The organism is Patiriisocius sp. 208BN25-11 (assembly GCF_058147145.1).
In genome coordinates this window covers 15574-37209 of record NZ_JBYVJY010000009.1, presented here as the reverse complement: position 1 = coordinate 37209, position 21636 = coordinate 15574, and the positions used below count along the sequence as shown (strand labels likewise).

The window sequence follows — 21636 nt, the reverse complement described above, 5'->3', positions numbered from 1 at the left end:
AGTATCATATAGATATTAGGTTTTTACTTTCTGAAATTTTATAGGCTTGAAGATCTTTAAAAACCTATATATAGTAATAGCTAGCGTATTGTTTCTGCCAGCATGTCAGTCTGTTTTAGATGGCACAATCATTGACTAAAAGAAAGTGTCTTAGGTGATTTAAAATTTCCTAAGACATTGTAAACTGAATTTTTAAAATACATATTTATAACACTATGAGTAAAATAATTGGAATCGACTTAGGGACAACCAACTCGTGCGTAGCCGTAATGGAAGGTAGCGAGCCAACGGTAATCCCAAATGCCGAAGGAAAAAGAACAACACCCTCTGTGATTGCATTTGTAGAAGGTGGAGAAATTAAAGTAGGAGATCCTGCCAAAAGACAGGCAGTAACAAACCCTACGAAAACCATATCTTCTATAAAACGTTTTATGGGGAACAAGTACAGTGAGTCTTCTAAAGAGGCAGAACGTGCTGCATACACCGTAAAAAAAGGAGATAATGACACACCGCGTGTAGATATTGATGGTCGTTTGTACACACCTCAAGAATTAAGCGCAATGGTATTGCAGAAAATGAAAAAAACGGCCGAAGATTACTTAGGTCAAGATGTAACTCGTGCTGTAATTACAGTACCTGCTTACTTTAATGATAGTCAGCGTCAAGCTACGAAAGAAGCGGGTGAGATCGCAGGATTAAAAGTAGAACGTATTATTAATGAGCCTACAGCGGCTGCATTGGCATACGGACTTGACAAGAAAAGTACAGACCAGAAAATTGTAGTATTCGATTTTGGTGGTGGTACGCATGATGTATCTATCCTTGAATTAGGAGATGGTGTATTTGAAGTATTAGCAACAGATGGTGATACACACTTAGGTGGTGATGATGTAGATCAAAAAATCATTAACTGGTTAGCAGACGAGTTTGAAGCTGCAGAGTCTATGGATCTTAGAAAAGACCCAATGGCATTACAACGTTTAAAAGAAGCGGCAGAGAAAGCGAAGATTGAATTGTCTTCTTCTGCGCAAACAGAAATAAACTTACCGTATGTTACGGCTACTGCTAGCGGACCAAAACACTTGGTAAAAACATTGTCTCGTGCTAAGTTCGAGCAATTAATCGACGACCTAGTAAAAAGAACCATTGAGCCTTGCCAAACAGCAATGAAAGCTGCTGGATTAAGCAATAGCGATATTGATGAGGTAATTTTAGTAGGAGGTTCTACACGTATCCCTGCAGTACAAGAAGCTGTAGAGAAGTTCTTCGGAAAAGCACCTTCAAAAGGAGTAAATCCAGATGAGGTTGTAGCTGTAGGTGCTGCCATTCAAGGTGGTGTTTTAACTGGAGATGTAAAAGATGTATTGTTATTAGACGTAACACCATTATCTCTTGGTATTGAAACTATGGGAAGTGTAATGACAAAGCTAATTGAGGCAAATACGACCATTCCAACAAAGAAGAGTCAGGTATTCTCAACAGCGGCAGATAATCAACCTTCTGTAGAGATTCATGTTTTGCAAGGAGAGCGCCCAATGGCAAACGATAACAAGACAATTGGTCGTTTCCACTTAAGTGATATTCCACCAGCACAAAGAGGAGTTCCTCAAATTGAAGTAACCTTCGATATCGATGCCAATGGTATTATCAAGGTAAGTGCCGAAGATAAAGCCACAGGGAAGAAACAAGATATCCGTATCGAAGCTTCTTCTGGATTAACTGATGAGGAAATCGAGAAAATGAAGCAAGAGGCAGAAGCCAATGCAGATGCAGATAAAGCAGCTAAAGAAGCAGCAGATAAAATCAACGAAGCAGATGCTATGATTTTTCAAACAGAAAAGCAACTAACTGAATTTGGTGACAAATTATCTGATGATAAAAAGGCACCTATCGAAGCGGCTCTAGAAGAATTAAAGAAAGCATACGAAACAAAAGATCTAGGAACCATTCAGCCAGCGTTAGACAAAATTAACGAAGCTTGGAAAGTTGCTAGTGAAGAAATGTACAAAGCACAAGCAGAAGCACAGCAAGGAGCTCCAACTGGAGAGCCAGCAGGTGATGCAGGAGCTAGTGACGAAAGTGCAGACGTAGAAGACGTAGATTTTGAGGAAGTGAAATAAAACAAGATACTTGCAAGCAAATGCGCAGCAAGGATCGTAGTTTTATTCATCCCGAACTTGTTTCGGGATCTTCATCGATTTATCGATATTGAATTTATAACTCCATAACTGTTTCAGTTGTGGAGTTCTTTTTTTGCAAGCAAATGCGCAGCAAGGATCGTAGTTTTATTCATCCCGAACTTGCTTCGGGATCCACACCTATCACAATTTTAATTTTAGAACTCCATGACTGTTTAAGTTCTGGAGTTCTTTTTTTGCAAGCAACATAGCTGCAAGCGATACTGAGTGAATCGCTTATCCCGTCCTGACGCTTCGGGATCTTCATCGAGTCACTCGATAAGTATTAAAAATCCCACAACCGTTTCAGTTGTGGGATTTTTTTGTTTACTAAATAAATCGTTTGTTAACTAAGTTTTTGACTCACAGCGCTTTGTGTGTACTTATATTAGGTCAAATTAACCTTTTAAAAAACAAATTATGTCACACAAAGTAAAATCACCTAAATTAAAAAAGAAAAGAAGAGATTTGGCCGAAGATTTAGAAGCACTAGATTTAACGATTGGAGAAACTGAAGACTTACTAATAGATGCTCTTAACCTAGCTGAACGAATGATGGGTAAAGCATATAGAGAATTAAGTGCAATTATTCGACTTGATAACAAAGAATGGGAGGATACATTTAATAGTAATAGAAAACTTAAGAAATGGTTTGGCGAAGTATCACGAAAAAACCATGTTAGAGATGTTGAAAGGCGTATGGATTCTATTTGTGATAGAATGAATAAGGGCATTTCTATAAGGTTAAGACCACAAAAGGAACGAACGCATAATGCTCAAAATAATGGTACATTTTTCGAACCTAGAAGGTTTAAGGTTTTTCCAAACCTTATCGCAAAAGATAATGAACCAGGTGAGGGTAGAGATGCTATTGCAGCTGTCTTAATACATGAATTAATGCATACTTGGTTTAAAGATCAACGCTTGGGAGATAAAAAAACATATGGCGCAGAAAGAGCAGAAGATTTAGCTAAGTATGATCCTGGAAAGGCAAGAAGGAGTGCAGAAAATTATGAACAATATTGTTTAGATCTTTGGAGGGCATAGTTTTTAAAAACACATTACTCAAAATTAAAAAGGCTTCTAGATTATAACTAGAAGCCTTTAAATATCAAAATTAAACGATATTAATTGTCGTCGTCGTTTGTTTCTGTTGCGATTACAGTTTTTGCAGGAATGAGTACATCTGGATTTTTGAAGGTTTCATTTTCACCTTCAAATAAAAGTACCCCAGCAAATGCTTCACTAGTGGTAATGTAATTTTCTGCAATAACAAGTTTTTTTAAGTTTTTACTATCTGCTAATTTATAAGGGATTGTACCTCCTAAGTTATTGTCAAATAGGTTTAAAATCTCTAATGTACCAAGATTACCAATACTTGTAGGAATCGTTCCTTCCAGTTTATTACTACTTAAATGTATTTCTTTTATGTTTTGTAAACTTCCAATGGTTGCAGGAATTGTTCCTGTTAGGTTATTACCATTAATAGCAAAAACCTTTAGGTTTTTTAATGATCCTATGGTTGCTGGAATTTTACCACTCAACTTATTAAAAGATAATTCTAATTTTTCAAGATTTTTTAAATCCTCTAAAGAATCTGGTAATAATCCATCTAGGTTATTAAAAAGAAGACGAATAGCAACAACACTGTTGTTTTTCACAGTGACACCATGCCAAGTGTTTACAGGAGTATTTAAATCCCATGTATTAATCCACTGCTCTCCGTTAGTGGTAACGTATAAATCTGTAAGGGCATCCTTCTCTGCCTGAGAAACATCTGCAAATACAACTCCAGTGCTTATAATAAGTGCTAAAATTAAGAGTAATTTCTTCATAATTTAGTAGTTTATTTCTTACATTCTTATGTAAAAGAACATATTTTAAAGCTGTTCTACAAAATTATTCGATAAAGTGCATAAAATAATGAATGCTATTTTGAGAATTTTAGAAGGGAAGGCACATGTACTTCATGAATTCCTTCAAATACTTGGGTAGTAAGTCTTTTTCCAAAAAGGGTACTGCTTTTTAGTGTTTCGGCTGTTTTTTTGGCTTCTGTGATATATTCGTCTTTATCGCCGTACAAGTATGTTACTTGCGTATCTGGAGCTAAATATTCAAAATCTTCTGATGTTAGTTCTACTGGAATACCGCCACTGTGTAGTATTAATTTTTGACACTGTATTTTTCTGGAGGCTAACCAGCGTGTAGCTATAGAAACCCCTTGTGAATACCCTAGAACGATAAGGTTGGTTTTTGGCCCTATGTTTTCAGCAGTAAAAACTTCATCGATATACGCTAATACATTGCGAGTTTCTAATACTGTATTTTCTTTGGTAAGCCAGCAAGCACCTACATGTTTGTATTTGTTACCGAGATAAAATTTAGAAGGGGCTTGCGGACAAATAATATAATTTTCCTGGGCATCTAAAGTTTCAAAATGGCGCAAGAAATACCTGCTTAAAAAGCCTAAGCCATGAAAGACCAACCATACATTTCTTGTCTTAGAAGTGTATTGATTTTGTGTAACATATGTGTTGGTTGTTTTATAAGAAACTTGTTTTTCCATTTTTTTTTACTAGCTGTTTTGTAACTTTACAAATGTAAACGAACCATATGGAACTTTCTAAGGAAGAAATTTTATCAAAATGTGCAGCAATGTGTAAGAACACGTTGATGGAAACCTTAGCTATCGAATTTATTGATGTTACAGAGGATACTGTCACGGCAAAAATGCCTGTAAATCCTCGCGTGCATCAACCCGATGGAGTATTGCATGGAGGCGCTTCTGTTGCCCTAGCAGAAAGTGTAGGAAGTGCCGGAGCTTTTATTTTCTTGAATGAAAAGAATGTCAATATACGCGGTATAGAAATAGCCGCAAACCATGTAAAAAGTATTCGCGAAGGTTTTGTATATGCCCATGCAAAGATTTTGCACAAAGGAAGAACTACCCAACTCTGGCATATCCGTATTGAAAATGAAGCCAAAGAGTTAATTTCTCTTGTTAAACTAACCACCTTAACACTTCGAGTATAGCCCATGAAACTTACAGGCCTAATTAACAAAATCCATTCCCACTGGCAACAAGAACTCCCTTTCGTCTTGTATGCATTACCCGATGAGAACACACTAAACGTTTTGTTACAGCCAGATGATACGTTGCATACCACATCTGAGTTTGATACCCCCTCTTTTTTATTTGCACCTTTTAAGTATAATAATGTTTCATTATGCATACCCGAGGCAGTTTCAGAAAAGATTTCTTTACAAGGAATGTTTCCAACAATTACAAATATTTCAACACCTTTATATCCAGATGATGATTCTGAAAAAGAAGCGCATGAAGGATATGTTTCTGAAATTTTAAATAAAATACAAACTAGAAAAGTCACCAAAGTTGTTGCGACTAGAAAAAAAGAAGTAGCCATACAAAATTTTGATTTTAATACACTCATATCTAGAATCATTGCTTTAGATCTTTCTGCATTTAGATATGTTTGGTATCATCCTAAAACCGGACTTTGGTGTGGAGCTACTCCAGAAGTATTATTCTTAAGTGACGGAGCTTCATTTTCTACTATGGCTTTGGCAGGAACGCAAAAGGTAAATGGTGATGTCCCACCAATTTGGGGCGCTAAAGAGTATTTTGAACAACAATTGGTAACCGAAGCTATCACAAATAATTTGCAACGCATTACCGCTGTTATCAAAACATCAAAACCAAAAACACATCGAGCAGGATCCCTGTATCACATAAAAACGAATATTCAAGGAGTTCTTAAAAACGGACGTACTACCTTACCAAAAATTGCATCTGTATTACATCCAACTCCGGCAGTTTGTGGAGCACCAAGAAAAGAAGCGTTTAAAATCATCAATGACCTAGAGGGGTACGATCGAGAATACTACACAGGTTTTTTGGGACCCATTCATCAAGAAAAAGATGCGGCCCAGTTGTTTGTAAACTTGCGTTGTATGAAGATAACTCCCACAAAGGCAACAATTTATGTTGGAGGAGGGATTACCTTAGATTCTGTGCCTGAAGCTGAATGGTTAGAAACTCAACATAAAACAGCAACAATGCTTAGAGTACTTGCGCCAATGCTATCATAATTACAACGGTATCGCTATCTTTGTATAGATGCAATTTTCAAGCAAAATCCTATCCCAAACGGTTACACAACTCTGTTTAGACAAAGGTGTTGATCATATTGTAATTTCTCCTGGATCTCGCAATGCATCCTTAACAATTGGATTTACAGGGAATCCTGCTTTCACAAATTTTTCTATCGTTGACGAACGCTGCGCCGCTTTTTTTGCGCTCGGTATGGCGCAACAATTAAAAAAACCGGTTGCTTTGGTGTGCACTTCGGGATCTGCACTGTTAAATTATTATCCAGCCATAGCAGAAGCCTATTACAGCGATATTCCATTGGTGGTATTGTCTGCAGATAGACCAGAACATTTGGTTGAAATTGGTGACGGACAAACCATCAAGCAAGAAAATGTGTATGCAAATCATATCCTCTACAGTGGAAATTGTAATGAAGGAAAATCCCATCAAGAGCATAATGAATTTGAGATAAACAAAGCCCTTACTATAGCCATACAAAAGCAAGGCCCAGTGCACATTAACCTTCCTTTTTCTGAGCCTTTGTATACTATTATTGATACTCCAACAGTAGTTCCAAGAAGTACTCCTGTTACTATAAAAAAAGAAAGCATAAGCATATCTAGTATTTCTGAAATGTTAGCGCATTGGAATACGGCTACCAAAAAGATGCTACTTACAGGTGTTTTAGATCCGAATACGCTAGACGATACTACCATAACACAATTGGCAAATGACGGAAGTTTAGTAGTACTTACGGAAACGACATCAAACCTACAACATCCTTTATTTTTTCCAGCAATTGATCAGCTTATAGCTCCATTAGAAGAAAAAGAGCTGGAAGCACTACAACCAGAAGTATTGATAACGTTTGGTGGCATGGTAGTTTCTAAAAAAATAAAAGCCTTTTTAAGAACGTATCCACCCAAGGTGCATTACCATGTGGATAGTAAAAAAGCCTATGATACTTTCTTCTGCTTAACAAAGCATATACAATATATACCACAGGAGTTTTTCAACACTTTTTTACCCCAAGTCCAACAGGTTGATAGTAAGTATCGAAACCATTGGCTAGCTATAAAGAAGCATAGAATACAAAAGCATGCGAGTTATTGCAATGAAATTCCTTATTCAGATTTTTGGGTTTTTGCCCAGCTTTTTGATGCTTTACCAAATCAAATTCAACTACAGTTGAGTAATAGTACCACGATACGCTATGCACAATTATTTGAAATGAATACCACTCATGATATTTTTTGTAATAGGGGGACAAGTGGTATCGATGGAAGTACCACGACAGCTATTGGCGCTGCCTATGCTTCAAAAAAACCAACGGTATTCATCACAGGTGATTTAAGTTTCTTTTACGATAGCAATGCACTTTGGAATAATTACATACCGCCTAATTTTAAAATAGTTGTCGTTAATAATAGTGGGGGAGGGATTTTCAGAATTCTGCCAGGAGCTAAAGAGGTCGAAAATTTCAATACTTTTTTTGAAACAGAACATACTCTTACAGCCAAACAATTATGCGATATGCATGGATTTGCATATCATACAGCAAGTTCTAAAGAAATGGTTAGTAAACATTTGGATGCTTTCTTCGGAAACTCGAGCCAACCACAATTATTAGAAATTTTTACTCCTTCAGATCTTAATGACCAGATTCTCTTAGCGTATTTTGATTACATAAAGTAAGCTAGTTTTCTAAAATTTCCGAAGCCCATTGTACAGCTTCATTGATAGAATCAAAAATCTTAAAAGGCCGATCAAAAAAAGTGGCCTCTATTTTTGCATTTACTTTTCCTGTTTGCGTTTCAGAAACGATAGCCATGGCCTTAAGTGTTGATACTCTTTTTAAGTATTTATAATCTGTGGGTGTTACCGAATATGCGTTTTTTCTATTTGAAATATATACCCACGGCTTGTTTTTTAAAATTGAAAGTCCTTTAAGAAGCAAAGAAAAAGCAGTTTTGTAAGAAACATTAACACCTTCGTTAGCCTCTACCACCACAATGTTTTTGTAGAAATATACAGTAGCCACCTCTCTCTCAACAATATGAGTGAGTTCTAGAGCTGGATCTAGTTGATGATGTTTAGGGAGTTTCATAAACCAACAATCTAGCAATTTCTTCTTAATTTTTTTGCTTTGATTCAGTATTTTTTTGCTGTATGAATAGTGTACCTTTGTGCTATGATACGAATTGGAGAATATAATACATTAGAAATTTTAAGAGAGACAGACCCTGGGCTATATCTAGGTGATACAGAAGAGAATGTAGTATTACTTCCTCATCGATATAAACCTGAAACGTTTAGTATTGGAGACATGCTCGAAGTATTTGTGTATCTAGATTATGATGAGCGTCCAGTGGCAACCACATTAACACCTCATGTACATCTTAATGAATTTGGATACCTGCATTGTAGTGATGTAAATGAGTTTGGTGCCTTTATGGATTGGGGACTTCAGAAACAATTGTTTGTTCCTTTTAAAGAACAAGCAAGACCCATGAAAGTTGGCAATTGGTATATAGTGTATTTGTATCTAGATGCCCAAACTAATAGATTAGTGGGGTCTAGTAAAACCAACAAGTATTTAAGTAACGATGCAGTAACACTTCAAAAGTTTGATGAAGTGGCCATCATGGTCACACATATTACCGATTTAGGTGCCAATGTCATTATCAATGGCCAACACAAAGGACTCATATTTAGAGATGATATCTTTGAAGATATTCGAACGGGAGACACCATGAGTGCCTTTATTAAGCGTGTTCGTGAAGACAATAAAATAGATGTGGTATTACAAGCTCCTGGTTATAGAAGTATAGAACCAAATGCAAATTTTATTTTAGATGAACTAAAAGCTGCAGGCGGATTTATTGCATTACATGATAAAAGTGATCCAGAGATTATTAAAAATGAACTTGGGATGAGTAAAAAGAGTTTCAAGAAAGCGATAGGAACACTCTACAAAGACAAACAAATTACCATCAAACCAGATGGTATTGAGCTAATCGACGAAATGGTCTAGTATTTTAATTATCCCCAATTGTAATCGTATTTCTTCGAACCCAGTATGGGTTTCTGCTGTAGTAGGGTCTAGAGGGGTCCAATAAGAATGGAGAACGTTGTTCTTGATACACATCATTTCTTACTCTTGTCTCACCATCACTAAATTCGAAATTTGTAGTCCCACCGTTTCCAGAAATTGAAAAACCAAATTGTTTTTCCTGAAGCCTAGAGGTGCTAAATTGACTATTATTTACAGGAATGGTATTACTCGCCATCGCAGAAGCAATGTCTACGGGTTGCCAGTAATTATCTGTATTAATAGTATTTGCATTTCTGGTATCTCGATAACTAGGTGCTTCCCCAAGTGTAAAAGAACCCTTAGGAGCTTCTGGCATTGTATCTAGAATAGATGGTATGCTTGGGATGTCTGGTAATGAAGCTGCATCTATGGTAAAATAGCGCGTTTCAAAATCGTTTTGACCCAACGATACTAAGGGAATACAGATGCATATGTATAATAGAATTTTCATCGAGACAAAGATATCAAAATTTAAGCCAAAATAGGGTTTTTACAAAACGCCCCCCAGCATTAAAGAGAAAGCTTTTTTGCGGTAGCTCTTGGAACTCCATCTTTGTGTAAGGTAATGCTAATGGTTTTTAAGCGCATGTAGGCTTCACTAAAATAGACATAACCACCATTGGCATTTCGTGAAGCATCACTTCCCCAGCTGTTTTTTACTTTGTAGTAAGTGTTTCCGTTTTGATCTTTTAATCTACCAGTGATATGCATCAAGTGATCATCTGTGGTCGTGAAATTCTCAAACTCATCTTGTCGGTATTCTTGATTAATTGCACGCTCTGGATAGATGGCCGTAAGGGCCTCTTTATTGTTGACCGAGTTTGCTGGAATAACGGCTACACCATTTTTTGATGAAAAAGTACGCTCGCTTACATCACAATCTAATGCTACCGTAAATCCTTTTTCTAAGGCGTAATCAACAGCTTGCATCATTTCATCTAGTGGGACATTATAAAAACTACCATAGCTCCAGTTATCAGGGATGTTTAAAACAAAAGAACTATAAAAAGGAGCATGGGTAAATGAAGTGATTGTTACATAGTCTTGAGGTTCAATTTTTAATGTTTTTCTGAAACTTTCTGGGGTGTAACTCTTTCCTTCGTATGTAAAATTGCTAACGTTCTCACCAAGGTATATATCTAGTACAGCTTCGGTAGCTGGTTTCCATTTTTTACTTAATTTTTTTGCAGGGTTTGAAATATATGTTTCTCCCATTGCTTTTAATACGGCAACTAACTCGGCGTGGTTGTGGGATGTTTCCGAAGCAAACAAACCACTATACACACTATTAGGAACCAACCCATAGTTTGCAACAGAATTCATCACATCATGTGCCAAACCTCCTTCACTAAATTGTGATTTTCCTTGACGCATCACAAAGTTCTCTAACTTTTTAGGGTAGGTATTTCTAACATTATACATTTCACTTAAGTCAACTTGTTTACCGGTAAGACGAATAACTTCAGATTCTAAGAAAGAAGTACTAGAAAAACTCCAGCAAGTACCAGTGCGTCCTTGGCTAATTACTGGGGTGGTTTCTAAATCAATTTCTGTACTAAATGTATACGCCTCTTGAGCGCTTGTAAAATTAAATAGAAAGCAAAGGGTAAAAAATGTAAGTAAGGTTCTCATAATTTGAATTGAATGATATTAGTGATACCATGAATTGTTATCTTTGGCTAAAATACAAATCATGATTGAAATGCCCGCATACTAATTGTGTTTCTAATGAAGAAATGCAAGGGATTTCATCTTCCACTACTAAATCTAACACGATAATGACACCCGATTGGAAAACCGTAAAAGAATACACAGATATTACCTATAAGAAATCGCATAATGTTGCAAGAATTGCTTTCAATAGACCCGATGTACGCAATGCCTTTAGGCCTAAAACAACTTCAGAATTGTTAGATGCGCTGCACGATGCGCAAGAAGACACGAGTATTGGAGTGGTCTTGTTATCGGCAGAAGGACCATCAAGTAAAGATGGTATTTGGAGTTTTTGTAGCGGGGGCGATCAAAAGGCGAGAGGACACCAAGGCTATGTTGGAGAGGATGGATACCATCGCTTAAATATATTAGATGCGCAACGTATGATTCGTTTTATGCCAAAAGCTGTCATCTGTGTCGTGCCAGGTTGGGCTGTTGGAGGTGGTCATAGCTTACATGTGGTCTGCGATATAACACTTGCAAGTAAGGAGCATGCCATCTTTAAACAAACCGATGCCGATGTGACCAGTTTTGATGGCGGTTACGGAAGTGCATATTTAGCCAAAATGGTCGGACAAAAAAAAGCCCGTGAAATCTTTTTCTTGGGTAGAAACTATTCGGCGCAAGAAGCCTATGAAATGGGAATGGTAAATGCCGTAATACCACACGATGAACTAGAACAAACCGCTTTTGATTGGGCACAAGAAGTTTTAGGAAAATCACCTACGTCTATAAAAATGCTAAAATTCGCAATGAATTTAACAGACGATGGCATGGTAGGACAACAAGTGTTCGCTGGAGAAGCAACCCGATTGGCTTATATGACAGAGGAAGCCAAAGAAGGAAGAGATGCTTTTCTAGAGAAGCGAGCTCCAAATTTTGATAAGAAATGGTTACCATAACCATAGCTGAATATGGAGTTTATTAGAAAACATATTGAAGCTATTTCTGAAATATCTGACTCAGATTGGCATTATTTTTCATCGAGATTGGTAGAACGGAATATAAAAAAACGTACAATCTTCTTAAAAAATGGTGTGGTCGAAAATTTTATTTCTTTTATTGCTAGTGGTGTTGTGCGTCAGTATCTGCCCAAAGAAGACAAAGAAAAAGAAGTGACTTTTGGTTTTAGTTTTCAGAATCAATTTATAAGCGCGTACGATTCTTTCTTAACACGAACACCTTCTTTGTATGAGTTAGAAACCCTTTCCGACACTATATTGTTTAGCATTTCGTATTCAGATCTTCAGGATGTATATAAAAACACTCAGTTTGGAAATTTAATAGGAAGACTTACCGCAGAACGCCTGTTGTTATTGAAATCTAAGCGAGAACAATCGCTATTAAATGATACCGCAGAGCAACGATATATCCGCCTTTTTAAAGAACGCCCCGAGTTACTTAAAATCATTCCGCTTAAATATGTAAGTTCCTATATCGGCGTAACTCCACAAGCATTAAGTAGAATTAGAAAACGCATTACTTGATTTAGGTTCATTGTCTGCAAAGGCTAGTAGAGTTAATTTTGTGGCTTATTACACGCTATGACAATTCTTATTTTTATCATCGTGCTTTGGTACGGCGGACTCTTTTTTCAAACCTTTTTTTTACATAGATACGCAGCCCATCAAACCTATACGATGCCTAAAGTAACAGAACGTATTACATTTATTTTGACATGGTTTTTTCAGGGATCAAATTATCTAAGCGCTTATGGCTATGGAGTGATGCATAGAATGCATCATGCCTATGCAGACACCGAGAAGGATCCACATTCTCCAAAATATGACCCCAGTGTTTTTTCTATGATGTGGCGTACCAAGAACATTTACAATGATATTAACAAACAAAAGATTCCTGTGGAACCCAAGTTCACCAAAAACGTCCCACAATGGAAATCATTTGATGATTTTGCAAGCTCTTGGTTTTCTCGCATCTCTTGGGGTGTAGCTTATTTTTCTTTTTTTGTAGCCTTTACTACTTCATGGTGGCAATGGTTCTTATTTCCAGTAGCTTTGTTCATGGCTCCTATTCACGGTGTCATTATTAACTGGTATGGACATATTTACGGCTATGTAAATTTTAAATCTAAAGATACTTCAAAGAACCTTTTTAAGTTTGATTTTTTAATGATGGGCGAGGGCTACCATAACAATCACCACAAACATAGCACTAGAGCTAATTTTGGAGGAGTACGGTGGCATGAATTAGATGTTACTTATAAGATCATGCAATGTTTGCATTTTATAGGTGTGATACACCTAAAGCCAAATTCCTTGCTTGTGAAAAGAGAAGTATAATTTTTACTTCGGAAATTTGGGCACTCGATACTGCGTTAGGAAAACAGAGCATGGATACTTTATTTATTAGCGTTAGGTTATGTGCTCAATTTCAATATCCGAAACGCACCTTGAATTACCAAGACAAAAACAATAGTACCTATGAGTAAATCGGGTTTGTTAGAACTCAATACATGTACTAGAATTCCCGCGATGATCACCCCCAAATTGATAATGATGTCATTTGAAGTGAATATCATACTAGCTTTCATATGTGCCTCATCTTTGCTCTTTGATTTTTGAAGGATATAAAGACAGATTCCGTTAGCAATAAGTGCAAAAATGGAAATGACAATCATTGTCGAGAAATCTGGAAGTTGCTCACCTCCAAAAAACCGTCTAAGCACTTCTACAAATCCAATAACGGCAAGTATTATTTGAAAATAACCAGCGAGTTTGGCTATTTTCTTTTTCTTAAGTACGGTACCACCAACAGCAAATAGGCTAATTCCATACACAAAGCTATCGGCTAGCATGTCTAGACTATCGGCAACAAGTCCCATAGATTTAGAGATGATACCCGTCGTCATTTCTAAAATAAAGAAGATGAAATTGATTAAAAGTACAGACCAAAGTAGTTTTTTTTGGTTTGTATCTTCTTTAAATACTGTTTGATCGGTCTCTTCGCTTGCTATTTGCTTTCCGCCTAAATTGAGTTCGTGTATTGACTTTTCAATTGGGGCCATTTTTCCAGTATGAAAAACAGTCAGTTGTCGGTTTGGAATATCAAAGTCCAAATGTGCAATGCTAGGAATACCATTTAATTTCATGCGTATCAGATTTTCTTCTGAAGGACAGTCCATTTTTGTGATTTCAAACAGTGTCTTTTTCAATTGCAAGAGTTTTAAAACTAGCGATACTATTAATTTCTTACTAAAGTACCTTTTTTTAACCAATTAGGGTGATGTGTAGTATTTCAGAAAATATCCTACTGCAATTTTTTAGAAAAAATAGGAATAAAGCTGGGGTATTAAATATATGGTTTTAGGTAATTTTTACATTAGTAGGAATCTAAGATGTACTATTTGTAGGTTTGTGTTTTTTGAAGATTCCCAGATTCATCATAAACGTTCCAAATCCCTTTCTTTTTGCCGTGTTCAAAAACACCTTCATCCCAGAGTTGGCCATTTGCATGGTAACGTTTCCAAGCTCCGTGCTTTTGCCCATCATCATCAAATCCTCCAGTTGCTCTTAGCTCTCCAGTCTTGAAAAACCATTTCCACTGACCCACAATATTTCCTTGCTTGAATTTGCCTGTAGATTGCATTTGGCCATTGGTAAGAAAGTAGGTCCAATTTCCTGATTTTTCACCATTGTTAAATTCACCTTGGCAAGAAACAAGCCCGTTTTTAAAGTACATTGTAAAGGGACCATTTTTTGGATTCCCATTTTCATCGATTCCAGGAATGTCTTTCATTGTTTTGATTTATTTGCTTACAACAATAAAGATACACGTGAAGGTTGAAATTTCAAAGGTTGTAAAATAAATTTTCCTTACTAAAAGGGTAGTTAGATATTTTATAAGTATTTCAACTAGGCAATAGCTGCAATATTTAGTTACACTTTGTTTAATACGATGATATTTCCTGTTGCATCTTTGCACCAATATCCATTCTCATTTTCTTCATAAAAATCAAGATTTTTTAATGCATTATGCAATCTTTTTTCATTGTTAAATTGAATTTGAAAATGGCGCATTCCAGCTGTTCCTTCTGGAGCTAAAGGTTTATTGATACCATGCCAAGAATTTAAAGCAATTCTGTGTTTATAGGCACCACCGCAACCTAAATCTGCATACATAAATTGTGGTAAATTGTTAAAGGGTAGGAATCCAATTTTTTGATAAAATGTATTTGAATGTCCAACATTATTAGCATACAAGTGTAAGTGCCCTATATATGTGTCTTTATCTATGGGTAAGTTTGCTTCAGTATCTGTTACATCTTTTAAGATAGTTTGCACATCAAGACGCGCTGAAGCACTTTTTATGTTTCCATCACTATCCTCCATGCCAATACCTCTATCTGTTACAACACGAACAAAGCGCTCTGGAGTTTCTAGTGTAAATTCTACATTAATACCGTCAGGGTCATCTAGGTATAAAGATTTAGACATGGTATGATCTACAGGTGAATAGGGGTAATTGTTTACTCGTAAACGTTGTAACATGTTTGAAAATGCAGCATGACTTGGCGCATGTATTGCAAAATGATACAGGCCGCTATAGCCCTTCATAAATCCAGTTTTGGCACTTTCATGAACAACCACTAGGGTCTGTTTTTCTGTGCCAAACTCAGCTTTTAAAGCATCACTTTTTCTAAGTTTTAAGCCTACAATTTTAGTCCAAAATTCTGAAGACTTTTTAAGACTAGTATTGTTTAAATGAATGGCTCCAAACGAAGCAAATTTCTCTTGATCTTTAAGTTTATTTGTCATAGGTGAAAATGCAAAAGCAATATTAGAAAAATAATCCATACCTATAAGTGCAGATGCACCTACTATTGTTTGTATAAATTTCTTTCGTTTCATAGTTATTTTATCTATTAATCATGCACAAATTTAATACCGGCTGTTATGATAGTAGAACTAAAAGTAGTATTCCTGTCATATTGAAAAAATCGAAGGTCTATGCTTTTTAGTCCATAGTTCCATAGATGCGCATTTGCAAAAATATCTGTGTAAGAAACTCCTATTCCAAACTGATTTGCACTGTATTCTGATAAGTCGTAATCTGAGGTGTAAAAGATTTCAGATGATATTGCTGTTTGGTATGGTCTAAAATAATCTGCAGCGGTTTGATTGTAAAATCGATACGATGGATATATGGTAAATTTGCTTGAAATTTTGAAAGGAATTTCTAGACTTGCAGTATGTGATGTAATTCCCCAATCATCAAAATAATAGCGGTAAAAGCTACGTATGGTAACTTTTTCATTCAAATACCAATTTAGTCTGCCGCCTAAAGCTACTTTAAATCTTGTATCTGGCAATTGTTCAATGGCGTCTGCTAGTTGAAAATTATCTATAAAAGAGTCGGCTATGTCTGCAAAATAAACTCTTTGAAATGGTGTAGATAACAGTCCTTCTTGCTGTATGATATCAAGCGATAGTGACCCTTGAATATTTTTAGTAAGTATTTGTGAAAATCCTAGGCCTACAGAATAAGAGCTCCTTCCAGTATCTGTAAATTCATTAAAAATAGGTGTGTAGTTACTATTTCCAGTGATGGTGTTCTGTGTAAATAAGGGATCATTAAGACCAAGACCTCCATTGCCAAAAGGTCTTAACTCTGTCGGGTAAATTGCAGTCCAAGAATCAAGAAATACATTTGCTGAAATACTTAATTCTGTGTTTTTCTCATTGAAAAGTTTTGTGAAGCTACCACCAAAACCAAATGAGAAGTAATCATACTCGTTTGCTATTGATAGATTTGCAGACCAGATATTATTTCGATCATCTGAACTGTGAGTGTAGTTTCCAGAGATGCTAGACCATACATCACCACTAGATGCACCAGATGATGCCTGGAAAGGATCTGCTGGTCCATCATCAAATGCTCCAACATTACTTGATGAGGCTGAAGTGTATGCAGAAATTCCGGCATCTATTGTCAATACATCATCATCATTCAATGGTATTGAGATTATAAAAGTACCTGTAATATCTGTTAATTCTTCTGTTCCTAAACCTCCACTCACAGCTGCATTATCTCCACTCTGGGAGTAATAACTTGTTAAGAAATCAATTTCGGTCGTTTCTAGTATTCGTTTTTTGTAGACACGAATAGAATCTTGTTGCGAGTATGCTTTTGAGAAAGAGAACAATACTATAATAAAGACAATTTTTTTCATTTTTTCATTTTTTAATTGCATCCACAACCTCCTCCAGTTTTCCCACCATTTGCGCCTGCAGCTGCTTCTCTATAAGAATGCATAGTAGTTACATTTTTATCACATTTTTTATCGGCAAGTACCATATCTGGGTCATTGATATTTACTTTTTCATATTCTTTTACAACTACACAACTGCTAAAAAGAGTAGTAATAGTAATAAGTAAAATTATTTTCTTTATCATAATTTATCTATTTTAATATTTGTTGAAGTAGAAATATTTCCCATTTCATCAATGATAATGCATTCTATATTTGGAAGTTGATTTATTCTATCTAGTCCTGCCTCTTTTCCCATTACAAATACTGAAGTTGCTAGAGCATCTGCTAATTCTGCTTGGGGAGCAAATACAGTTGTACTAATAATTCCACTTGATGGGTAGCCAGTTCTTGGATCAATAATATGTGAATAGCGCTTGTCATTAAATTTCACAAACTTTTCATAGTTGCCAGACGTTACTACTGAACTATTGTTTATAGGAAGTACTGCAAAGACTTTGTCTTTGTTTAGTGGGTTGGTTATCGCAATTTTCCAATCTTCCCCATTTGGTTGTTTCCCCCAAGTATTCATATCTCCAGAAGCGTTTATAATACCTGAAGTGACTCCTTTTGAAATGAGTAGGTTTTTAGCTTTATCTGCAGCATACCCTTTACCAATAGCACCAAAGCCAATTTTCATTCCTTTTAATTTTAAGAAAACTGTATTTTTTTCTGAATCAAGGATTATATTTTGATACCCCACTTTTAATATTGATGCTTTAACATCTTCATTAGTTGGCATCTGTTTCATGCTACCATCAAACTTCCATATTCTGTCCATAGAAGCATAACTAATATCAAAAGCTCCATCTGTTAGCTTTGAAATGCCAATAGCACGTTGTATTAATTTAAATAATTCAGTATCAACTTTTACTGGTGCAATTCCTGCATTTTTATTAATAGCAGAAGTTTGTGATGCAGTATCCCAAGATGAAATTAGCTTTTCTATTCTAGTAATTTCTTCAACAGCAGTATCTATATATTTATGAGCCGTAATAGAATCGTTTGCAACTACTGTAATATCAAACCGACTTCCCATTAGTTTAAGAGTGCTTTTATATGGATTTTGAGCCATAGAAGACATAGAAATACTAAGGATGATGATGTAAATGAGATTTTTCATTTTATTTAATAAAGCTATTTAGTTTTTTAATAAAATTTTCTGGTGTAGTTTTTTTATAACTGGTTTGACCTAAAATATTGCCTTCATAATCCAGTACGACTACAAATGGAAAAATGCCTTGTTTATTATATGTTTCTGCAAGTTGTTTGTTGCCTTCAGTTTGTTTATCTGAAAGTTTATTTTTCTTTTTTCTAGGAAAATCTGCTTTTAGCAATAGGTAATGCTCTTTAGAGTAGTTTTTAAAGATTTCTGTACTCCATATTTCACGATCTAATTTTATACAAGGCGCACACCAATCTGAACCTTGAAAAACTAGAATAATTGGTCTATTGTTTTTTACAGCTTCTTCTTTTGCAGTTGTAAAATCTGTTATCCAATTTTGGGCTTGAATACTTGTGATACTAAAAATGAATATTAGAAATAAAAGTGCTTTTCTCATTTTAAAGATGTTTTTTTTTAATTTGCTGTTTCCTAACACGATAGATTTGTAACCCTATAACTGGAATAAAATGAACTATAGCTGCCGCTGCACTTTTTTCTGTTCCTTGCAGGCCTAAAAGAGCCCAATGAATAAAAGCTAGAATAGCAGCTACATATACCCAACGCTGTAATTTTTTCCAAGATTTCCCCATTTTTCTTACGGCAGTATTCGTACTTGTTATTGCTAGTGGAATGAAAATAAAAAACGCAATCCATCCCGTAAAAATGGCAACATCTGTGAACTCATTAATTAATGTTTTAAAAGGGTATTCTAATACGTAAAAAACGCTATGTAAAAAGGTATAAGAGAAAGCCGCCACTCCAAAAAAGCGACGGTTTCGTATTAACCATTTTGCTATTTTTCCTTTAGGAAAAAGAAGATTAATAGGAGTTGCAATAAGACTAATAATTAACATCCGACCGGCAAATTCTCCTGTGATATGCATAATCATATCATAGCTTACTTGATCACGATAATAGTTTACAGTAAGTAATGTTCCAGGGATGGCTAAAATTAACCATAAAATATACTTAGATGTAAAAAATGTTTTGATGGTAAGCATTAATCTTAATATTTATCTTTTAGGTAAAATGGGCTCTTTTTTACTTCTTCCCCAAGCAATAAATAAGGCAATAAGAAGCAGCACCACATTCATGCCAACAGATTCATATTCACCTCTTGTAATGTGAAAAATTGCGGCTGCTACCATAAGTGCTGCTGTACCATAGGCTGCATAAACTGTAAGTTGTGGTTTAATTCTAAGCAATGCAGGTACTAACAATCCTAAACCACCTAATAGATCAACAATACCTGTAAATGTTAGTAATGATGGGTTTTCGGATGCCCAAGGCATCATTTGAGAAAGTTCTTCTAAAGGGGTTGCTAGTTTTGCATAGGCACCCCAAAGTAGCATTAAAGCAACTAATGCTTGTGCTATCCAAAGTCCAATGTTTAATCCTTTGTTTGTTTTTTGCTGAGTCATTTTTTTTAAATTAAAAATTATAACTGCAAAGTTGGACTATCGTAAATAGAATAAAAATAAGATACCTTAAGAAATGAGTTGTAGCTTATTTTTTTGATATTTTACGTCTAATATCGCTCAAGTATTCTGGTGTAACACCTATGTAGGACGCAATCAATTTTAGGGGTAAACGTTGTACTAGAGTGGGGTACATCAATGTGAAATCTGAATAACGTTGTTCTGCTGTGGCACTTAATAAACTTATGATGCGTTTATTTGTTGCAATTAAATTATTTCTAAATTTTGTTGCTATTTGTATAAGTTCAGGTTTTTCTAGTTCTGAGATATCGTCGATGTCAGATTTAGAAATTAATGTAACTTCACTATCTTCTATTGCTTCAATAAAAATGATGGAAGGCACTTGATTGGTGAAACTATCCAAATCTGAAATCATCCAGTTTTCAGGCGCAAATTGTAAAATATGCTCCTTACCATTTGCATCTATTGTATAACTTTTTAGACACCCTGTTTTTACTAAATACCCTTGTTTGGTTATTTGACCTTGTCTAAGAAGGATGTTTCCTTTAGGGACTTTTATTGTTTTTCTTGTGGGTAAAATATTCATTTAAAAACTAGATTTTATATCTTTTAAAAAGGGTTTTTCTAATAATCCATTCATGAATGAACTTGCTAATTTCACTCATCTTTAAAACAAGCCTATAATTCAAATACATCTTCATATTTTCCAATCCTAAATCCTTTATCTATCAGTATCTTACTTTCAATACTGGAAGGGTTTACAACAGGATTTGTATGATTAAAATGAATAAAAATCACTTTGTTTTTTTCTTCTTTACTCAGGCTTGAAAATACATCTAAACTTTCAATAATAAAAGGATGTGGTATTTGGCTTATATCTCTATTGTTTAATTCTTGTCCACTATAAAAAGTGGCATCCAAAAATGCATAATCAACATCTTTGATTTCATCAATAATATCTTTGTCCCATTTTTCCCATTTATCAATATCAGGAATAAATAAAGCACTTTTAGTTGGCCCTTCAATTTTGTAGCCTACGGTTTCAGAATATTCATCTCGATGCGGCACTAAAAAAGGCGTTACCTTGAGTGAGGTTGCTAATTGAACAACTTTTTCATTTTCCAACTCCTGAAATACTATGTTTTCTCTAACAACTAGTTGATTCCAAGGACCATTTGTAGATAGAAAATTTTTCATTTTAGGCATAACGTATACCGGCATTTTTTTAGCATCCATGGCTTCTTTTCCTAGAAACATAAGTCCTGTATAATGACCAATATGCGCATGTGTTAAAAAAATACCATCAACTACTTGGCTGTCATTTTTTGCATTAAAATCTGTCATTTTTTTCATTTGCGAACCCAAATCTGGAGTTGCTTCAAATAAATATGATTTTTGATTTTCGGCATCAAAAAGGCCTAAAGAAATCACCTTTCTTTTTTTATCTGGATTCTCAAAAAGGCTAGCACAACATTCTTTAACACAGGCTATTTGTGGTGATCCAGCATCTTGTAGTGTTCCAAGAATTACAATAGCTGTGTTTCCATTATGCTTTGTTTTTGTTGGTACTTCGGAAATTTTAGTGGAAGTTTTTATTTCAGAACAAGAAAAAATAGAAAATGTAAAAAAGAGTATGTAGTATATTTTCATTTGATCACAAGCAATAGTT

Annotated in this window: 25 protein-coding genes; 9 read left to right on the top strand and 16 right to left on the bottom strand. The window is 35.3% G+C overall.

What is annotated here, in order from left to right; all coding sequences use genetic code 11:
• Positions 1–215: 215 nt before the first annotated feature.
• Both dnaK and ACY2RS_RS11065 read left to right on the top strand, forming a co-directional pair.
• Positions 216–2120, top strand: coding sequence for a molecular chaperone DnaK (dnaK, locus tag ACY2RS_RS11070; protein ID WP_490098720.1), 1905 nt, complete (start codon positions 216–218; stop codon positions 2118–2120).
• Between the two features lie 477 nt (positions 2121–2597).
• Positions 2598–3224, top strand: a complete 627-nt coding sequence (locus ACY2RS_RS11065) for a M35 family metallo-endopeptidase (RefSeq protein ID WP_490098719.1) — start codon at positions 2598–2600, stop codon at positions 3222–3224.
• Between the two features lie 80 nt (positions 3225–3304).
• Here the strand turns inward: ACY2RS_RS11065 and ACY2RS_RS11060 are convergent, their stop codons facing one another.
• Complete coding sequence (locus ACY2RS_RS11060) at positions 3305–4012, bottom strand: leucine-rich repeat domain-containing protein (protein WP_490098718.1); 708 nt, start codon at positions 4010–4012, stop codon at positions 3305–3307.
• Positions 4013–4107: 95 nt separating this feature from the next.
• On the bottom strand, positions 4108–4743 hold the full coding sequence (locus ACY2RS_RS11055) for an alpha/beta hydrolase (RefSeq protein ID WP_490098717.1): 636 nt from the start codon (positions 4741–4743) through the stop codon (positions 4108–4110).
• A 47-nt stretch (positions 4744–4790) separates the two neighbouring features.
• Here ACY2RS_RS11055 and ACY2RS_RS11050 point away from each other — a divergent pair, with 47 nt between their 5' ends.
• Genes ACY2RS_RS11050 through menD form a run of 3 tightly spaced genes read left to right on the top strand, consistent with a single transcriptional unit; the run spans position 4791 to position 7983 of the window.
• Positions 4791–5210: a PaaI family thioesterase gene (locus ACY2RS_RS11050; protein ID WP_490098716.1), complete on the top strand. Its 420-nt coding sequence runs from the start codon at positions 4791–4793 to the stop codon at positions 5208–5210.
• 3 nt (positions 5211–5213) lie between these two features.
• Positions 5214–6287 carry an isochorismate synthase gene (locus ACY2RS_RS11045; protein ID WP_490098715.1) on the top strand — a complete coding sequence of 358 codons (1074 nt, stop codon included), beginning with the start codon at positions 5214–5216 and terminating at the stop codon, positions 6285–6287.
• A gap of 28 nt (positions 6288–6315) precedes the next feature.
• The gene (menD, locus tag ACY2RS_RS11040; protein WP_490098714.1) at positions 6316–7983 is read left to right on the top strand and encodes a 2-succinyl-5-enolpyruvyl-6-hydroxy-3-cyclohexene-1-carboxylic-acid synthase; all 1668 of its coding nucleotides are present in this window, start codon (positions 6316–6318) and stop codon (positions 7981–7983) included.
• A 1-nt stretch (position 7984) separates the two neighbouring features.
• On the opposite strand, the gene ACY2RS_RS11035 is transcribed toward menD, so the two are convergent.
• Positions 7985–8395 carry a hypothetical protein gene (locus ACY2RS_RS11035; RefSeq protein ID WP_490098713.1) on the bottom strand — a complete coding sequence of 137 codons (411 nt, stop codon included), beginning with the start codon at positions 8393–8395 and terminating at the stop codon, positions 7985–7987.
• Between the two features lie 84 nt (positions 8396–8479).
• Here ACY2RS_RS11035 and ACY2RS_RS11030 point away from each other — a divergent pair, with 84 nt between their 5' ends.
• A complete protein-coding gene (locus ACY2RS_RS11030; protein WP_490098712.1) occupies positions 8480–9322 on the top strand; it encodes a CvfB family protein in 843 nt (280 codons plus the stop codon).
• 4 nt (positions 9323–9326) lie between these two features.
• Here ACY2RS_RS11030 and ACY2RS_RS11025 read toward each other — a convergent pair whose 3' ends face one another.
• Both ACY2RS_RS11025 and ACY2RS_RS11020 read right to left on the bottom strand, forming a co-directional pair.
• Positions 9327–9833, bottom strand: a complete 507-nt coding sequence (locus ACY2RS_RS11025) for a hypothetical protein (RefSeq protein ID WP_490098711.1) — start codon at positions 9831–9833, stop codon at positions 9327–9329.
• A gap of 59 nt (positions 9834–9892) precedes the next feature.
• Positions 9893–11014 (bottom strand): C1 family peptidase, encoded by a 1122-nt coding sequence (locus tag ACY2RS_RS11020; protein WP_490098710.1) that lies wholly within the window; start codon positions 11012–11014, stop codon positions 9893–9895.
• A gap of 143 nt (positions 11015–11157) precedes the next feature.
• Here ACY2RS_RS11020 and ACY2RS_RS11015 point away from each other — a divergent pair, with 143 nt between their 5' ends.
• The 3 genes from ACY2RS_RS11015 to ACY2RS_RS11005 are packed head-to-tail and all read left to right on the top strand — an operon-like array spanning position 11158 to position 13395.
• Positions 11158–11997 carry a 1,4-dihydroxy-2-naphthoyl-CoA synthase gene (locus tag ACY2RS_RS11015; RefSeq protein WP_490098801.1) on the top strand — a complete coding sequence of 280 codons (840 nt, stop codon included), beginning with the start codon at positions 11158–11160 and terminating at the stop codon, positions 11995–11997.
• A 12-nt stretch (positions 11998–12009) separates the two neighbouring features.
• The gene (locus tag ACY2RS_RS11010) at positions 12010–12582 is read left to right on the top strand and encodes a Crp/Fnr family transcriptional regulator (RefSeq protein ID WP_490098709.1); all 573 of its coding nucleotides are present in this window, start codon (positions 12010–12012) and stop codon (positions 12580–12582) included.
• 57 nt (positions 12583–12639) lie between these two features.
• A complete protein-coding gene (locus tag ACY2RS_RS11005) occupies positions 12640–13395 on the top strand; it encodes an acyl-CoA desaturase (RefSeq protein WP_490098708.1) in 756 nt (251 codons plus the stop codon).
• Between the two features lie 77 nt (positions 13396–13472).
• Here ACY2RS_RS11005 and ACY2RS_RS11000 read toward each other — a convergent pair whose 3' ends face one another.
• From ACY2RS_RS11000 to ACY2RS_RS10950, 11 genes are all read right to left on the bottom strand, one after another.
• Positions 13473–14267, bottom strand: a complete 795-nt coding sequence (locus ACY2RS_RS11000; protein ID WP_490098707.1) for a cation efflux transmembrane domain-containing protein — start codon at positions 14265–14267, stop codon at positions 13473–13475.
• Positions 14268–14455: 188 nt separating this feature from the next.
• Positions 14456–14851 carry a toxin-antitoxin system YwqK family antitoxin gene (locus tag ACY2RS_RS10995; protein WP_490098706.1) on the bottom strand — a complete coding sequence of 132 codons (396 nt, stop codon included), beginning with the start codon at positions 14849–14851 and terminating at the stop codon, positions 14456–14458.
• Positions 14852–14991: 140 nt separating this feature from the next.
• On the bottom strand, positions 14992–15963 hold the full coding sequence (locus ACY2RS_RS10990; protein ID WP_490098705.1) for a VOC family protein: 972 nt from the start codon (positions 15961–15963) through the stop codon (positions 14992–14994).
• 14 nt (positions 15964–15977) lie between these two features.
• Positions 15978–17285 carry a DUF3570 domain-containing protein gene (locus ACY2RS_RS10985; protein ID WP_490098704.1) on the bottom strand — a complete coding sequence of 436 codons (1308 nt, stop codon included), beginning with the start codon at positions 17283–17285 and terminating at the stop codon, positions 15978–15980.
• 11 nt (positions 17286–17296) lie between these two features.
• Entirely contained in the window at positions 17297–17509 is a 213-nt protein-coding gene (locus ACY2RS_RS10980; protein WP_490098703.1) for a DUF4266 domain-containing protein, read from the bottom strand.
• Positions 17506–18486, bottom strand: coding sequence for an FAD:protein FMN transferase (locus tag ACY2RS_RS10975; RefSeq protein WP_490098702.1), 981 nt, complete (start codon positions 18484–18486; stop codon positions 17506–17508). Before ACY2RS_RS10975 ends, ACY2RS_RS10980 begins: the two co-directional genes overlap by 4 nt.
• Before the next feature lies 1 nt (position 18487).
• The gene (locus ACY2RS_RS10970; RefSeq protein WP_490098701.1) at positions 18488–18925 is read right to left on the bottom strand and encodes a thioredoxin family protein; all 438 of its coding nucleotides are present in this window, start codon (positions 18923–18925) and stop codon (positions 18488–18490) included.
• Position 18926: 1 nt separating this feature from the next.
• Positions 18927–19529 carry a protein-methionine-sulfoxide reductase heme-binding subunit MsrQ gene (locus tag ACY2RS_RS10965; RefSeq protein ID WP_490098700.1) on the bottom strand — a complete coding sequence of 201 codons (603 nt, stop codon included), beginning with the start codon at positions 19527–19529 and terminating at the stop codon, positions 18927–18929.
• Positions 19530–19541: 12 nt separating this feature from the next.
• A complete protein-coding gene (locus ACY2RS_RS10960) occupies positions 19542–19949 on the bottom strand; it encodes a DoxX family protein (protein WP_490098699.1) in 408 nt (135 codons plus the stop codon).
• Positions 19950–20034: 85 nt separating this feature from the next.
• Positions 20035–20553: a Crp/Fnr family transcriptional regulator gene (locus ACY2RS_RS10955; RefSeq protein ID WP_490098698.1), complete on the bottom strand. Its 519-nt coding sequence runs from the start codon at positions 20551–20553 to the stop codon at positions 20035–20037.
• Between the two features lie 92 nt (positions 20554–20645).
• Positions 20646–21617 (bottom strand): MBL fold metallo-hydrolase, encoded by a 972-nt coding sequence (locus tag ACY2RS_RS10950; protein ID WP_490098697.1) that lies wholly within the window; start codon positions 21615–21617, stop codon positions 20646–20648.
• Positions 21618–21636 lie beyond the last annotated feature (19 nt).

Excerpts from the sequence above, each read along its gene's own strand:
- dnaK (WP_490098720.1), top strand. The coding sequence starts at position 216 with ATGAGTAAAATAATTGGAATCGACTTAGGGACAACCAACTCGTGCGTA.
- ACY2RS_RS11065 (WP_490098719.1), top strand. The coding sequence starts at position 2,598 with ATGTCACACAAAGTAAAATCACCTAAATTAAAAAAGAAAAGAAGAGAT.
- ACY2RS_RS11060 (WP_490098718.1), bottom strand. The coding sequence starts at position 4,012 with ATGAAGAAATTACTCTTAATTTTAGCACTTATTATAAGCACTGGAGTT.
- ACY2RS_RS11055 (WP_490098717.1), bottom strand. The coding sequence starts at position 4,743 with ATGGAAAAACAAGTTTCTTATAAAACAACCAACACATATGTTACACAA.
- ACY2RS_RS11050 (WP_490098716.1), top strand. The coding sequence starts at position 4,791 with ATGGAACTTTCTAAGGAAGAAATTTTATCAAAATGTGCAGCAATGTGT.
- ACY2RS_RS11045 (WP_490098715.1), top strand. The coding sequence starts at position 5,214 with ATGAAACTTACAGGCCTAATTAACAAAATCCATTCCCACTGGCAACAA.
- menD (WP_490098714.1), top strand. The coding sequence starts at position 6,316 with ATGCAATTTTCAAGCAAAATCCTATCCCAAACGGTTACACAACTCTGT.
- ACY2RS_RS11035 (WP_490098713.1), bottom strand. The coding sequence starts at position 8,395 with ATGAAACTCCCTAAACATCATCAACTAGATCCAGCTCTAGAACTCACT.
- ACY2RS_RS11030 (WP_490098712.1), top strand. The coding sequence starts at position 8,480 with ATGATACGAATTGGAGAATATAATACATTAGAAATTTTAAGAGAGACA.
- ACY2RS_RS11025 (WP_490098711.1), bottom strand. The coding sequence starts at position 9,833 with ATGAAAATTCTATTATACATATGCATCTGTATTCCCTTAGTATCGTTG.
- ACY2RS_RS11020 (WP_490098710.1), bottom strand. The coding sequence starts at position 11,014 with ATGAGAACCTTACTTACATTTTTTACCCTTTGCTTTCTATTTAATTTT.
- ACY2RS_RS11010 (WP_490098709.1), top strand. The coding sequence starts at position 12,010 with ATGGAGTTTATTAGAAAACATATTGAAGCTATTTCTGAAATATCTGAC.
- ACY2RS_RS11005 (WP_490098708.1), top strand. The coding sequence starts at position 12,640 with ATGACAATTCTTATTTTTATCATCGTGCTTTGGTACGGCGGACTCTTT.
- ACY2RS_RS10995 (WP_490098706.1), bottom strand. The coding sequence starts at position 14,851 with ATGAAAGACATTCCTGGAATCGATGAAAATGGGAATCCAAAAAATGGT.
- ACY2RS_RS10990 (WP_490098705.1), bottom strand. The coding sequence starts at position 15,963 with ATGAAACGAAAGAAATTTATACAAACAATAGTAGGTGCATCTGCACTT.
- ACY2RS_RS10985 (WP_490098704.1), bottom strand. The coding sequence starts at position 17,285 with ATGAAAAAAATTGTCTTTATTATAGTATTGTTCTCTTTCTCAAAAGCA.
- ACY2RS_RS10980 (WP_490098703.1), bottom strand. The coding sequence starts at position 17,509 with ATGATAAAGAAAATAATTTTACTTATTACTATTACTACTCTTTTTAGC.
- ACY2RS_RS10975 (WP_490098702.1), bottom strand. The coding sequence starts at position 18,486 with ATGAAAAATCTCATTTACATCATCATCCTTAGTATTTCTATGTCTTCT.
- ACY2RS_RS10970 (WP_490098701.1), bottom strand. The coding sequence starts at position 18,925 with ATGAGAAAAGCACTTTTATTTCTAATATTCATTTTTAGTATCACAAGT.
- ACY2RS_RS10965 (WP_490098700.1), bottom strand. The coding sequence starts at position 19,529 with ATGCTTACCATCAAAACATTTTTTACATCTAAGTATATTTTATGGTTA.
- ACY2RS_RS10960 (WP_490098699.1), bottom strand. The coding sequence starts at position 19,949 with ATGACTCAGCAAAAAACAAACAAAGGATTAAACATTGGACTTTGGATA.
- ACY2RS_RS10955 (WP_490098698.1), bottom strand. The coding sequence starts at position 20,553 with ATGAATATTTTACCCACAAGAAAAACAATAAAAGTCCCTAAAGGAAAC.
- ACY2RS_RS10950 (WP_490098697.1), bottom strand. The coding sequence starts at position 21,617 with ATGAAAATATACTACATACTCTTTTTTACATTTTCTATTTTTTCTTGT.